Source organism: Mycolicibacterium smegmatis (assembly GCF_001457595.1).
GTDB classification, from domain to species: Bacteria; Actinomycetota; Actinomycetes; order Mycobacteriales; family Mycobacteriaceae; genus Mycobacterium; species Mycobacterium smegmatis.
Genome location: NZ_LN831039.1, coordinates 3,745,993 through 3,758,807 on the forward strand (window position 1 = coordinate 3,745,993; position 12,815 = coordinate 3,758,807).

Below are 12,815 nucleotides of genomic sequence, written 5' to 3' on the forward strand. Positions count from 1 at the left end.
GAGGAGCATCAATGAGCCATCCCGGAGCTACGGCGTCGGATCGGCATAAAGTCGTCATCATCGGTTCGGGTTTCGGTGGTCTCACCGCTGCCAAGACCCTCAAGCGCGCTGACGTCGACGTCAAGCTAATCGCCCGTACCACGCACCACCTCTTCCAGCCGCTGCTCTACCAGGTGGCGACCGGCATCATCTCCGAGGGCGAGATCGCCCCGGCCACTCGAGTGATCCTCCGCAAGCAGAAGAACGCCCAGGTCCTTCTCGGCGATGTGACGCACATCGATCTGGAGAACAAGACCGTGGATTCGGTGCTGCTCGGTCACACCTACTCGACGCCCTACGACAGCCTCATCATCGCCGCGGGCGCGGGTCAGTCCTACTTCGGCAACGACCACTTCGCCGAGTTCGCACCCGGCATGAAGTCGATCGACGATGCGCTGGAGTTGCGCGGTCGCATCCTCGGCGCGTTCGAACAGGCCGAGCGCTCCAGCGACCCGGTGCGCCGCGCGAAGTTGCTGACGTTCACCGTCGTCGGCGCGGGCCCGACCGGCGTCGAGATGGCCGGACAGATCGCCGAATTGGCCGACCAGACTTTGCGGGGCAGCTTCCGCCACATCGATCCCACCGAGGCCCGGGTGATCCTGCTCGACGCCGCACCGGCCGTGCTACCGCCCATGGGCGAGAAGCTCGGCAAGAAGGCGCGGGCCCGTCTGGAGAAGATGGGCGTCGAGGTCCAGCTGGGTGCGATGGTCACCGACGTCGACCGCAACGGCATCACCGTCAAGGATTCCGACGGGACCATCCGTCGCATCGAGTCGGCGTGCAAGGTGTGGTCGGCCGGTGTGTCGGCCAGCCCTCTCGGCAAGGATCTCGCCGAGCAGTCGGGTGTCGAACTCGACCGCGCGGGCCGGGTCAAGGTACAGCCCGACCTGACGCTGCCCGGTCACCCGAACGTGTTCGTCGTGGGCGACATGGCGGCCGTCGAGGGCGTGCCCGGTGTGGCGCAGGGCGCCATCCAGGGTGGCCGCTACGCCGCGAAGATCATCAAGCGTGAGGTCAGTGGCACCAGCCCGAAGATCCGCACGCCGTTCGAGTACTTCGACAAGGGCTCGATGGCGACGGTGTCGAGGTTCTCCGCGGTGGCCAAGGTGGGTCCCGTCGAGTTCGCGGGCTTCTTCGCCTGGTTGTGCTGGCTCGTGCTGCACCTGGTGTACCTGGTCGGGTTCAAGACGAAGATCGTCACACTGCTGTCGTGGGGCGTGACGTTCCTGAGCACCAAGCGTGGTCAGCTCACCATCACCGAGCAGCAGGCCTATGCGCGAACCCGCATCGAGGAGCTCGAGGAGATCGCGGCGGCGGTGCAGGACACCGAGAAAGCCGCGTCCTAGCCGGTTCAGTCGAGCCGGTTCGGTCCAGCCGGTTCAGTCGGCAGGCAGCCGGTCACCCTGCCAGGTGGCCAGGCTGCCGCCGCGGGCCAAGCCCAGCACCAGTTGGTCTGGCGCATCGAAAGTCGGCTCCGGATAACGCATTTCGCTGATGCATGCGCGTGGGGCGGCGATCTCGTCGTCACCGAGTGCGCCGGATCCCAGCTCGATGCGGTGCCGCAGCAGCGGCGCTCCGGCCGCGTCGGCGTGCAGCAGCCCCGACCAGAAACCGGCTCTCTCGTTCGATCTGCCGATCTGGATCTGCTCGCGGATGCGCACCCGCGCGGAATCGGCGAGCTGCAACCGGGTTTGCGTGTGATGTGCCGAACCGCCGGCCACCACGGTCGGTTGCGGGTCCAGGTCCAGTTCGCCCGCGACCTCGATGTCCCAAACCGCCTCGGAGAGCAGGGTTTCGGTGCCGGGGAGCACGAGCGTCGCGGCAACCGTACGAATCCGCAGCCGGGCGCCTGCCTCGACGACCACGCGCACCCGCAGCGTGTCGCCGCCCAGCGGGGTGGCCGCCGTCGACACCAGGTGCACGGTGTCGGGTTGCGTGCAGCGGCCGGCCAGCCCCCCGGTGGCCTCGATCCGCGGCAGCCGCCCCGGCACGGCCACGATGAGGACCTGCGAGTGCATCACACCGTCTGCGCCGCGGCGACCCGCAACTGTTCACGCACCCAGTCCAGCACCGGACCGGCCGTCGGATCCTCGGTCAGTGAGATCAGCGCGGTGGGCCGCTCCGCGCGCACCTTGGCCGCATCGCGGCGCATCACGTCCAGATCCGCACCCACCAGCGGCGCGAGGTCGGTCTTGTTGACCACCAACAGATCCGAGAACGTGACGCCCGGACCGCCCTTGCGTGGCACCTTGTCGCCGCCGGCCACGTCGACGACGAAGATCTGCACGTCCACGAGTCCCGAGGAGAACGTGGCGGTGAGGTTGTCGCCGCCCGACTCGACGAGGATGAGGTCGAGCGCCGGGTTCATCTCGATCAGATCGTCGATCGCGTCGAGATTGGCGGTGATGTCGTCCCGGATCGCGGTGTGTGGGCACCCGCCGGTCTGCACGGCCGCGATCCGCTCGTCGGGCAGCACCGCGTTGCGGCGCAGGAAGTCCGCGTCCTCGGTGGTGTAGATGTCGTTGGTGAGCACCGCCAGTGACAGTTCGTCGCGCAGCTGACGGCACAGCGCCGCCACGAGTGCGGTCTTGCCCGAGCCGACCGGGCCGCCCACCCCGATGCGCAGCGGTTCACCGGGTTTGCGCACCCGTTTGGGCCGGTCGGTGTGGGTGTGGGGTTCACCGTCGAGGAAATGCGGTGGCATGTCGAGCCTTTCGGGATGCGAACAACGAAATCAGGAGACGAACAGCGGACGGTCGCGTTGGGCGTGGCGTTCTGCCATCACGTCGAGTAAGGGATCCGACAGATCGGCCAGGCCTGCGGTGGCCTCCTCGGCGACGGTGTCGCACAGCGCCGCCAACTCGAAGGTCACCGCGGCCACATCACCGGGGTCGAGCGCCAGCAACCGCTGCGCGGCGGTGGCCGACCCGGTCATCGTGGTGTAGACGACCGAAAGCGCGGTCTGCAGCGGATCCAGGCCGCTCGCGGCGCCCACCGCACCCGCCGCGACCGCCAGGTGCGGGCGCGTGCCAAGTGTGTCCCACGGACCGTCGGGCCATACCCGCCGGGCCAATCGCACCAGTCCGCGGCCCTGCGCACGCGACGCGTCGCGGCTCGCGGGTGACGGTGTGCGTGCGTCGATCTCGGCGTCGGCGACACCTGGGGTGAGCGTGCCCTCGTGCACGGCGACCGCGACCGACGCCGCGACGAGCCCGTGACTGCGGATGCGCCGCACCAGGTAGGCGCGCAGCGTCGACAGATCCGTGAGCAGCCCGCTGGTCACCGCTTCCTCCACGCCGCCGGAGTGCACGTGTCCCCCGGTCGGCAACCGGGAGTCGGCCAGGGTGAGAAGCGTTGTCAGGCTGTTCATCTAGAACAGGAAGTATCGCTGTGCCATGGGTAGCTCGGCGGCGGGTTGTTCGTCCCACACCTCGCCGTCGATGCGCACCGTGAACGTGTCGGGTTCGACCTCGATGCGTGGCAGCGCGTCGTTGAGCGGCATCTGCGCCTTGCCGACCTTGCGGACGTCCTTGACCGCGACGAGTTTCCGCCTGACGTCGATGCGTTCGGCCAGGCCGTCCTCGATGGCCTGCGGCGCCACGAAGTGCACCGAGGTCGCGGCCGCTGCGGCCGGTGCGGCTCCGAACATGGGCCGCGGCAGCACGGGCTGCGGTGTCGGGATCGACGCGTTGGCGTCGCCCATCGCGGCCCACGCGATCATGCCGCCCTTGATCACCGCATGCGGGCGCACCCCGAAGAACGCGGGCTCCCACAGCACCAGATCCGCGAGCTTGCCGACCTCGACCGAGCCGATCTCGTGGTCGAGGCCGTGCGCGACCGCGGGACAGATCGTGTACTTGGCGACGTAGCGGCGCGCGCGCAGGTTGTCGGCGCCGTGCTTCCCGGAGCCGTCGCCTTCCAGCGCGCCGCGGCGGCGCTTCATGACGTGCGCGGTCTGCCAGGTGCGCATCACGACCTCGCCGATGCGGCCCATGGCCTGCGCGTCACTGCCGATCATCGAGATGGCCCCGATGTCGTGCAGCAGGTCCTCGGCCGCGATGGTCGACGGCCTGATGCGGCTCTCGGCGAACGCGAGATCCTCTGGCACACTGGGTTTCAGGTGATGGCAGACCATCAGCATGTCCAGGTGCTCGTCGAGGGTGTTGACGGTGTGCGGCCGGGTCGGGTTGGTGGAGCTTGGCAGCACGTTGGGATGGCCCGCCACCGTGATGATGTCCGGCGCGTGCCCGCCGCCGGCACCCTCGGTGTGGTAGGCGTGGATCGAGCGGCCGCCGATGGCGGCCAGGGTGTCCTCGACAAAGCCCATCTCGTTGAGCGTGTCGGTGTGGATGGCCGCCTGCACGCCTGCGACGTCGCACACCGTAAGGCACGCATCGATGGCCGCCGGGGTGGTGCCCCAATCCTCGTGGAGCTTGAAACCCGCTGCGCCGCCGCGCAACTGCTCCCACATCGAGTCGGCGCTGACGGTGTTGCCCTTGCCCAGCAGCACGATGTTCATGGGCCAGGAGTCCAGGGACTCGAGCATGCGCGCCAGATGCCATGCGCCCGGCGTGACCGTGGTGGCCTTGGTGCCCTCGGCCGGGCCGGTGCCGCCGCCGATGATCGTGGTGATGCCGCCGCCGAGCGCCTCGTCCATGATCTGCGGGCAGATCAGGTGCACGTGGCAGTCGATGGCACCCGCGGTGAGGATGCGACCGTTGCCCGCGATGATCTCGGTGGACGGGCCGACCACCAGATCGGGGTGCACGCCCGACATGATGTCGGGGTTGCCCGCCTTGCCGATCGCAACGATCCGGCCGTCGCGGATCCCGATGTCGGCCTTGATGATCCCCCAGTGGTCGAGGATCACCGCTCCGGTGATGACGGTGTCGGGGGCGCCGTCGGCGCGGGTGGCCCGGCCCTGCCCCATGGACTCGCGCAACACCTTGCCGCCGCCGAACACGGCCTCGTCACCGGCGAGCTCCGGTCCGCCGCTGCGGTCCTCGGTGATCTCGATCAGCAGGTCGGTGTCGGCCAGCCGGATGCGGTCCCCGGTGGTGGGACCGAACAGCGCGGCGTAGTTGCTCCGTGACAGTGCGGTCATCAGCCGTCCAGCCTCCCTGGTGGATTGATGCTCAGGCCGTACACCTCACGGGTGCCGCGCAGCGGCACCAGCGTGACGCGCTGTGCCACACCGGGTTCGAACCGCACCGCGGTGCCTGCGGGGATGTCGAGACGGTGGCCGTGCGCGGCCGTGCGGTCGAACTCCAGCGCCGAGTTGGCCTGCGGGAGATGCACGTGGCTACCGACCTGCACGGGCCGGTCGCCGGCGTTGACCACGTCGAGCGTCAGACGCGGTGCGCCCGCATTGATCTCGATGTCGCCTTCGCCGTGGAGGATCTCGCCGGGCACCACCGGTTCGCGTGACGTCATGGCGGCCCCTCAGGCGATCGGCTGGTGGACGGTGACGAGTTTGGTGCCGTCGGGGAACGTCGCCTCGACCTGGACGTCGTGCAGCATCTCCGGCACGCCGTCCATGACGTCGTCGCGGGTGAGCACACTGCGCCCGCTGACCATCAACTCGGCGACGGTGCGGCCGTCCCGTGCGCCCTCGAGCAGGTGATCGGTGATCACCGCGACGGCCTCGGGATGGTTGAGCCGCAGCCCTCTCGCCCGTCTGCGGCGGGCCAGTTCGGCGGCATACGAGATCAGCAAACGATCCTGTTCATGCGGGGTCAAGCGCATAGACGGCGATATTGCCATGCCCCGGGGTGATCGGCAGCCTCAGCCGCGGAGGCAGTTCTCACACGGCCGGTCGGCGTGTCGGTCAGGACTCGGCCGGCATGTTCTGCAAGCGCACCTGTCCGCGCGCCACCGTGCGGCCGTCCTCGTCGGTGAGGGTGATGAGCCAGAGCTGCTGGCGGCGGCCCCGGTGGATCGGCGTCGACACCGCGGTGACCGTCCCCGAGCCGATCGCGCGGAGGAAGTCGGTGTTGTTGTTGACGCCGACGACAGTGCCGCCGCCGTTCTCGGACAGCCAGATATGGCCCGACACACTCGCGAGGCTCTCCACGATCGAGCAGTAGACGCCGCCGTGCACGATGCCCCACGGCTGCAGGAGCTTTTCGGTGATCTTCAGTTCGGCACGGCCGCCGTCGGGTCCCAGCTCGGTGTAGTTCAGGCCGATCTCGGAGTCGAAGCCCTTGCCGATCCCGGCGTTCACATCTGTCGTCACAGTCTGTGTCTACACGGGCGCCGTACCAAAAGATTCGGGCGGGTCCCGCTTGACGCGGGACCCGCCCTTCGAGTGGACCGGGGGTCTCTGCAGCCCTCAGGACTCCGGCTCGGTCCGTTGGCTCGATACTTCGATAATAGGCAAGGCTTCCCTAATTTAGCAAGACCTTGCCGGCACGGCTCTCCCCGCGGACCGGAAGACCGAACCCGACCAGCGCATCGAGCACCGCCTGACCGCGGCGCATGCTCTCGGCCTCGCTCGAACCGGCCAGCAGCGGCACCTGGGTGGCCACGCCGACCACGGCCGCGCCGACCAGGTGCCACATCGCGGTGGTCGAGACCGCGCCCGCGCTGATCTCGGCGAGACGATCGAACAGCGGCGCGAGGGCCCGGTGGCTGCGGTGCGCGACCCACGTCGTGAGCGCGGCCTCGTTGGGCAGGGCGACGATGCCGCCGGAGGCCGAGTCGGCGATGCGACCGGACCCTCTGTGGGTGAAACAGGGATCAGACGGCAGCGCCCGCACGGTCGGATCGACCACGCCCACCCAGTCGATGGCGCCTTCGGAGTCGACGTGCACCCAGAGGTTCTCCAGACCGGTGTCCCACGCGCGGCCCTCGAGGACCAACAGCGGAATCACCCGGCCGATCACCACGTGAGCAAGCGTGGTGGCCAGTTGCTGCGCCACCGCGGGCCGGTTGCCGGTCTCGGCGATCCCGGCGTCGAACATCATCTGCAACCGGTTCGCGGTCAGCGCCTCGGCCAGCGGCCACCACCGCCGCCGTGACAGATCCCCCATGACGGCCACTCCGTAGACCCGCGGACATTCGGGGTACAGCTCACGCAGACGCCGACTGGATTCGTGCAGCGGCAGGGTCCGCTTGATGGCCATACCCGCGATCAGCGGGTCTTCGATCAGGACCGTCATGTCACCTCCACAGGCTCCCCATTGTCAGTTAGGTTAGCCTTACTATAGGCGTGCACGACGATGCAACCAGACGCTGTGACTGGATTCACAGCGGATACCAGGCTGGTCCTTGACCTTGAAATTGCGCCTCCACCGACACGGTTGAGCACATGCTCACCGTTGCATACGACGCGCGGTAGTACGCCCGTAGTACGCTGGCTTTACTTCTCAGGAGAGTGAAAGAACATGGCCAAATTGACGCGTCTTGGGGAGCTGGAGCGCGAGGTGATGGACCATCTCTGGTCAGCTCCCGAACCACAGACAGTGCGCCAAGTGCACGAGGCGCTGGCCGCCCGTCGCGACTTGGCCTATACGACGATCATGACGGTGCTGCAGCGCCTGGCGAAGAAGAACCTCGTCGTGCAGCACCGTGACGACCGCGCGCATCGGTACGCGCCCACCCACGGGCGCGACGAACTGGTCGCCGGGCTCATGGTCGACGCCCTCGACCAGGCCGCCGACTCCGGCAGCCGCCAGGCCGCGCTGGTCCATTTCGTGGAACGTGTCGGTGTCGACGAGGCCGCGGCGTTGCGCCGCGCCCTCGAGGAACTCGAGAGCAAGCAGCGGGTTCTGCCGCCGACTGGTAATTCAGGTACCGGCTGAGGGACACTAACCGCGTGTCCGCGCTGGCCTTCACTCTCGTAGCGCTGGCGCTGGTTGGACCAGTGCCTGCGATGCTGGCGCGGGCCTCGTGGCCGTTGCGGGCGCCACGCGCAGCAATCGTGTTGTGGCAGTCGATCGCCTTGGCTGCAGTGCTTTCGGCGTTCTCCGCAGGCATTGCCATCGCCAGCCGGCTGTTCGTCCCGGGCGCCGACGGCCGCCCCACCGCGACCATCACGAGTGAGATCGACGTCCTCGGCTGGCCACTGTGGCTGCTCTATGTCGTGGTGTTCAGCCTGACGTTGTTCATCGGCGCCCGGCTGTGCGTCGCGATCGTCCAGGTCGGCGTCGCCACGCGCCGCCGCCGCGCGCACCACCGCATGATGGTGGATCTGCTCAGCAAGTCGCGTGACGCGGTTCCCGCGCATTTGCGCACCCCCGCCAGCGGGCTGCGCATCCTCGACGTCGCCCAGCCGCTGGCCTACTGCCTGCCCGGTGTACGCAGCCGGGTGGTGGTCAGCGAGGGCACTCTCGACACCCTCTCGCCCGACGAGGTCGACGCGATCCTCACCCACGAGCGGGCACATCTGCGGGCCCGGCACGATCTGGTGCTGGAGATGTTCACGGCCGTGCACGCCGCGTTCCCCCGGTTCGTCCGCAGCGCGAGCGCACTCGATGCCGTGCGGTTGCTCATCGAACTTCTCGCCGACGACGCCGCCGTGCGGATCGCCGGCCCCACCCCCCTGGCCCGTGCGCTGGTCACGTGCGCCGCGGGACGTACCCCGTCGGGCGCGCTCGCCGCGGGCGGGCCCACCACGGTGATCCGGGTGCGCCGGCTCGGCGGGAAGCCGAACAGCCTCACGCTGTCGGTCATCGCCTATCTCGCGGCCGTGGCCATCCTGGTCGTCCCCACCGTCGCCGTGGCCGTTCCCTGGCTCACCGAATTGCACCGCCTGTTCTCGGGTCTGACATAAATCCGGCGTCCACGGGCGTTCATCTACAACAAAACAATGAAAGGCTCTGCATGACCGCGTCGAGTACCCCGTCGAGCACCACCGGCACCGCGCAGATCGGTGTCACCGGCCTGGCGGTGATGGGATCCAACATCGCCCGCAACTTCGCCCGGCACGGCTATACGGTGGCCCTGCACAACCGGTCGATCGCCAAGACCGATGCGCTGCTCGCCGAGCACGGCTCAGAAGGCAAGTTCGTCCGAAGCGAGACCATCGCGGAATTCATTGACGCCCTTGAGAAACCGCGCAAGGTGCTGATCATGGTCAAGGCGGGCGAGGCCACCGATGCCGTCATCGACGAACTGGCCGACGCCATGGAGCCCGGCGACATCATCATCGACGGCGGCAACGCGCTGTACACCGACACCATCCGCCGCGAGGCCGCCATCCGGGCACGCGGACTGCACTTCGTGGGCGCGGGCATCTCCGGCGGCGAGGAGGGCGCACTCAACGGTCCGTCGATCATGCCGGGCGGCCCCGCCGAGTCCTACGAGAGCCTGGGCCCCCTGTTGGAGGAGATCTCGGCGCACGTCGACGGCGTGCCGTGCTGCACCCACATCGGTCCCGACGGTGCCGGGCATTTCGTGAAGATGGTGCACAACGGCATCGAGTACTCCGACATGCAGCTCATCGGAGAGGCCTATCAACTGCTGCGTGACGGCCTCGGCATGAGCGCCGGTGAGATCGCCGACGTGTTCGAGGAGTGGAACCGCGGCGACCTGGACAGCTTCCTGGTGGAGATCACCGCGAAGGTGCTGCGCCAGACCGACGCCAAGACCGGCAAGCCGCTGGTCGATGTGATCGTCGACGAGGCCGAGCAGAAGGGCACCGGCCGCTGGACCGTGAAATCCGCACTCGACCTCGGGGTTCCGGTCACCGGTATCGCCGAGGCCGTGTTCGCCCGGGCGCTCTCGGGTTCGGTGCCGCAGCGCAAGGCCACCGTCGGCCTGGCCTCCGGCGCCCTCGGCGCCACGCCGTCCGATGCCGCTGACTTCATCGAGGCGGTGCGCCGGGCGCTGTACGCGTCGAAGATCGTCGCCTACGCCCAGGGCTTCAACCAGATCCAGGCAGGCAGCGCCGAGTACAACTGGAACCTCACCCCCGGGGACCTCGCGACGATCTGGCGCGGCGGCTGCATCATCCGGGCCAAGTTCCTCAACCGGATCAAGGACGCGTACGACGCCGAGCCCGACCTCCCGACCCTGCTGGCCGCGCCGTACTTCCGCGACGCCGTCGAGGCCGGTATCGACAGCTGGCGCCGCGTGGTGGTCACCGCGACCCAGCTGGGCATCCCGGTCCCCGGCTTCGCCTCGGCACTGTCCTACTACGACGCACTGCGCACCGAACGCCTGCCCGCGGCGCTGATCCAGGGCCTGCGCGACTATTTCGGCGCCCACACCTACGGCCGTATCGACGCCGAGCCGGGCAAGAAGTTCCACACCCTGTGGAGCGGTGACCACAGCGAAGTCGAGGCCTGAGTAGATTCGACTCCGTGAGGTTTCTTGACGGACACACGCCCGCGTACGACCTGACCTACAACGACGTCTTCGTCGTACCCGGGCGTTCGGATGTGGCATCGCGATTCGACGTCGACCTGTCCACCGTGGACGGTTCGGGCACCACGATCCCCGTGGTCGTGGCCAACATGACCGCGGTGGCGGGCAGGCGTATGGCCGAGACGGTCGCGCGCCGCGGCGGCATCGTCGTGCTGCCGCAGGACCTGCCGATCACCGCGGTCAGCGAGACCGTCGACTTCGTCAAGAGCCGCGATCTGGTGGTCGACACCCCGGTCACGCTCAGCCCGGAGGACTCGGTGTCCGACGCCAACGCCCTGCTGCACAAGCGGGCCCACGGCGCGGCCGTCGTGGTGTTCGAGGGGCGTCCGATCGGCCTGGTGACCGAGGCCAACTGCGCCGGGGTCGACCGGTTCGCCCGTGTCCGCGACATCGCGCTGTCGGACTTCGTCACCGCCCCGGTGGGCACCGATCCGCGCGAGGTGTTCGATCTGCTCGAGCACGCCCCGATCGACGTCGCGGTGATGACCGCGCCGGACGGCACGCTGGCCGGTGTGCTCACGCGCACGGGGGCGATCCGGGCGGGCATCTACACACCTGCCGTCGACGCCAAGGGACGCCTGCGCATCGCTGCGGCCGTCGGCATCAACGGCGACGTCGGCGCCAAGGCGCAGGCGCTCGCCGAGGCCGGCGCGGATCTGCTGGTCATCGACACCGCGCACGGACACCAGGCCAAGATGCTCGACGCCATCAAGGCCGTGGCCTCGCTGGACCTCGGCCTGCCGCTGGTGGCGGGCAACGTGGTCTCGGCCGAGGGCACCAGGGACCTGATCGAGGCCGGCGCCTCGATCGTCAAGGTCGGTGTGGGGCCCGGCGCCATGTGCACCACCCGGATGATGACCGGTGTGGGACGTCCACAGTTCTCCGCGGTCGTCGAATGTGCCGCCGCGGCAAGGCAACTCGGTGGGCACGTGTGGGCCGACGGCGGCGTGCGCCACCCGCGCGACGTCGCGCTGGCACTCGCTGCGGGTGCGTCGAACGTGATGATCGGGTCCTGGTTCGCGGGCACCTACGAGTCACCCGGCGACCTGCTGTTCGACCGCGACGACCGGCCGTACAAGGAGAGCTACGGCATGGCATCCAAACGCGCCGTGGCCGCGCGCACCGCGGGCGACAGCTCGTTCGACCGGGCCCGCAAAGGCCTGTTCGAGGAAGGCATCTCGACCTCGCGCATGAGCCTCGACCCGGCCCGCGGCGGCGTCGAGGACCTGCTCGACCACATCACGTCAGGCGTGCGCAGCACGTGCACCTACGTGGGTGCGGCGAATCTGCCCGAACTGCACGAGAAGGTGGTGCTCGGGGTGCAGTCGGCGGCCGGTTTCGCCGAAGGCCATCCGCTACCCGCCGGCTGGTGACGGGTAGGCCAGCACCGGGCCGTCGACCGTCACGCTGACGACGGTGCCGGCCTCCACGCGGGCATCGCCCGCACAGCGCAGCCGCACCGCGGTGCCGTCGCGCAGCACGACGTGCAGCACGGTGTCGGCACCGTAGAAACGGCACGCCCGTACCACCGCGTCGTGGTCCCCGCCCGGTGTGCCCGCCTCGGCGGCGCGCAGTTGCTCGGGGCGCAGCACCACCACCACGGGACCGTCGGGCACCCGGACCCGCACCGGATGTGCACCCAATGCGGTGCGCGCGACGCCGTCGCCGCAGGTGCCTGCCAGTTCGACTGTGGCGCCGACGAATCGGGCCGTCTGAAGGTTGGCGGGCCGGTCGTAGAGGTCGGTGGGGGCGGCGTGCTGGGCGACCGTGCCGTCGAACAGCAGCGCGACCGAATCCGCGAGGGACAGCGCCTCGGCCTGGTCGTGGGTGACCAGCACCGCGGTGGTGCCCGCCGCGCGCAGGATCTCGGCGATGTCCTCGCGGACCCGCACCCGCAGGCCCGCGTCGAGCGCCGCGAACGGTTCGTCGAGCAGCAGCACCCGGGGCTTCGCGGCGAGCGCACGTGCGAGCGCGACGCGCTGCTGCTGACCGCCGGACAGTTCGTGCGGGCGGGCATCGGCGAGCCCCGGCAGGCCCACGACCTCCAGCCAGTGCGCCACGTCGGCCGCCACACCGTTGCGCGACGGCAGGCCGAACGCGACGTTGCCACCGACGCTCAGGTGCGGGAAGAGCGCACCTTCCTGCGGCATCAAACCCACGCGGCGGCGGTGCGCCGGCACGACGGGTCCGTCGCCCACCACGGTGTGCCCGGCGATGCGCACGACACCGGCGTCCGGGTCGTCGAAGCCGGCCATGATGCGCAGCAGCGTGGTCTTGCCGCAGCCCGACGGTCCGAGCACCGCGGTGATCGTGCCCGCGGCGACGTCGAGGTCGACGCCGGCGAGGACGCGCCGGTCCCGGTAGGACTTGTGGACGCCGCGCACCGAGATGCCGGCCGGGTCGGGCAT

At 69.3% G+C, this 12,815-nt stretch carries 14 protein-coding genes; 5 read left to right on the top strand and 9 right to left on the bottom strand.

Annotated features, from left to right (window positions below; translation table 11 throughout):
* Nucleotides 1-11: 11 nt before the first annotated feature.
* Nucleotides 12-1,385 (top strand): type II NADH:quinone oxidoreductase Ndh, encoded by a 1,374-nt coding sequence (locus tag AT701_RS18065; protein ID WP_003895076.1) that lies wholly within the window; start codon nucleotides 12-14, stop codon nucleotides 1,383-1,385.
* Nucleotides 1,386-1,418: 33 nt separating this feature from the next.
* Here AT701_RS18065 and AT701_RS18070 read toward each other — a convergent pair whose 3' ends face one another.
* From AT701_RS18070 to AT701_RS18105, 8 genes are all read right to left on the bottom strand, one after another.
* Entirely contained in the window at nucleotides 1,419-2,057 is a 639-nt protein-coding gene (locus AT701_RS18070; protein WP_058126348.1) for an urease accessory protein UreD, read from the bottom strand.
* Nucleotides 2,057-2,743, bottom strand: a complete 687-nt coding sequence (ureG, locus tag AT701_RS18075) for an urease accessory protein UreG (protein WP_011729211.1) — start codon at nucleotides 2,741-2,743, stop codon at nucleotides 2,057-2,059. Before ureG ends, AT701_RS18070 begins: the two co-directional genes overlap by 1 nt.
* A 30-nt stretch (nucleotides 2,744-2,773) precedes the next feature.
* Nucleotides 2,774-3,409 carry an urease accessory protein UreF gene (locus AT701_RS18080; protein ID WP_011729212.1) on the bottom strand — a complete coding sequence of 212 codons (636 nt, stop codon included), beginning with the start codon at nucleotides 3,407-3,409 and terminating at the stop codon, nucleotides 2,774-2,776.
* Nucleotides 3,410-5,143 carry an urease subunit alpha gene (locus tag AT701_RS18085; protein ID WP_058126349.1) on the bottom strand — a complete coding sequence of 578 codons (1,734 nt, stop codon included), beginning with the start codon at nucleotides 5,141-5,143 and terminating at the stop codon, nucleotides 3,410-3,412.
* Complete coding sequence (locus AT701_RS18090) at nucleotides 5,143-5,454, bottom strand: urease subunit beta (RefSeq protein WP_003895081.1); 312 nt, start codon at nucleotides 5,452-5,454, stop codon at nucleotides 5,143-5,145. Before AT701_RS18090 ends, AT701_RS18085 begins: the two co-directional genes overlap by 1 nt.
* Nucleotides 5,455-5,481: 27 nt before the next feature.
* Nucleotides 5,482-5,784, bottom strand: coding sequence for an urease subunit gamma (locus AT701_RS18095; protein ID WP_011729214.1), 303 nt, complete (start codon nucleotides 5,782-5,784; stop codon nucleotides 5,482-5,484).
* A gap of 82 nt (nucleotides 5,785-5,866) precedes the next feature.
* Entirely contained in the window at nucleotides 5,867-6,274 is a 408-nt protein-coding gene (locus AT701_RS18100) for a PaaI family thioesterase (protein WP_014877767.1), read from the bottom strand.
* Between the two features lie 151 nt (nucleotides 6,275-6,425).
* Entirely contained in the window at nucleotides 6,426-7,199 is a 774-nt protein-coding gene (locus AT701_RS18105; RefSeq protein ID WP_058126350.1) for an iron reductase, read from the bottom strand.
* 225 nt (nucleotides 7,200-7,424) lie between these two features.
* On the opposite strand from AT701_RS18105, the gene AT701_RS18110 reads away from it, so the two are divergent.
* The 4 genes from AT701_RS18110 to AT701_RS18125 are packed head-to-tail and all read left to right on the top strand — an operon-like array spanning nucleotide 7,425 to nucleotide 11,780.
* Nucleotides 7,425-7,841, top strand: coding sequence for a BlaI/MecI/CopY family transcriptional regulator (locus AT701_RS18110; RefSeq protein WP_003895085.1), 417 nt, complete (start codon nucleotides 7,425-7,427; stop codon nucleotides 7,839-7,841).
* Nucleotides 7,842-7,855: 14 nt separating this feature from the next.
* Nucleotides 7,856-8,812: a M56 family metallopeptidase gene (locus AT701_RS18115; protein WP_011729216.1), complete on the top strand. Its 957-nt coding sequence runs from the start codon at nucleotides 7,856-7,858 to the stop codon at nucleotides 8,810-8,812.
* 50 nt (nucleotides 8,813-8,862) lie between these two features.
* The gene (gene gnd, locus AT701_RS18120; protein ID WP_011729217.1) at nucleotides 8,863-10,329 is read left to right on the top strand and encodes an NADP-dependent phosphogluconate dehydrogenase; all 1,467 of its coding nucleotides are present in this window, start codon (nucleotides 8,863-8,865) and stop codon (nucleotides 10,327-10,329) included.
* A gap of 14 nt (nucleotides 10,330-10,343) precedes the next feature.
* A complete protein-coding gene (locus AT701_RS18125) occupies nucleotides 10,344-11,780 on the top strand; it encodes a GuaB1 family IMP dehydrogenase-related protein (protein WP_011729218.1) in 1,437 nt (478 codons plus the stop codon).
* Here AT701_RS18125 and AT701_RS18130 read toward each other — a convergent pair.
* Nucleotides 11,763-12,815, bottom strand: a complete 1,053-nt coding sequence (locus tag AT701_RS18130; protein ID WP_011729219.1) for an ABC transporter ATP-binding protein — start codon at nucleotides 12,813-12,815, stop codon at nucleotides 11,763-11,765. The genes AT701_RS18125 and AT701_RS18130 overlap by 18 nt on opposite strands.

Excerpts from the sequence above, each read along its gene's own strand:
- AT701_RS18065 (WP_003895076.1), top strand. The coding sequence starts at position 12 with ATGAGCCATCCCGGAGCTACGGCGTCGGATCGGCATAAAGTCGTCATC.
- AT701_RS18070 (WP_058126348.1), bottom strand. The coding sequence starts at position 2,057 with ATGCACTCGCAGGTCCTCATCGTGGCCGTGCCGGGGCGGCTGCCGCGG.
- ureG (WP_011729211.1), bottom strand. The coding sequence starts at position 2,743 with ATGCCACCGCATTTCCTCGACGGTGAACCCCACACCCACACCGACCGG.
- AT701_RS18080 (WP_011729212.1), bottom strand. The coding sequence starts at position 3,409 with ATGAACAGCCTGACAACGCTTCTCACCCTGGCCGACTCCCGGTTGCCG.
- AT701_RS18085 (WP_058126349.1), bottom strand. The coding sequence starts at position 5,143 with ATGACCGCACTGTCACGGAGCAACTACGCCGCGCTGTTCGGTCCCACC.
- AT701_RS18095 (WP_011729214.1), bottom strand. The coding sequence starts at position 5,784 with ATGCGCTTGACCCCGCATGAACAGGATCGTTTGCTGATCTCGTATGCC.
- AT701_RS18105 (WP_058126350.1), bottom strand. The coding sequence starts at position 7,199 with ATGACGGTCCTGATCGAAGACCCGCTGATCGCGGGTATGGCCATCAAG.
- AT701_RS18110 (WP_003895085.1), top strand. The coding sequence starts at position 7,425 with ATGGCCAAATTGACGCGTCTTGGGGAGCTGGAGCGCGAGGTGATGGAC.
- gnd (WP_011729217.1), top strand. The coding sequence starts at position 8,863 with ATGACCGCGTCGAGTACCCCGTCGAGCACCACCGGCACCGCGCAGATC.
- AT701_RS18130 (WP_011729219.1), bottom strand. The coding sequence starts at position 12,815 with ATGCCCGACCCGGCCGGCATCTCGGTGCGCGGCGTCCACAAGTCCTAC.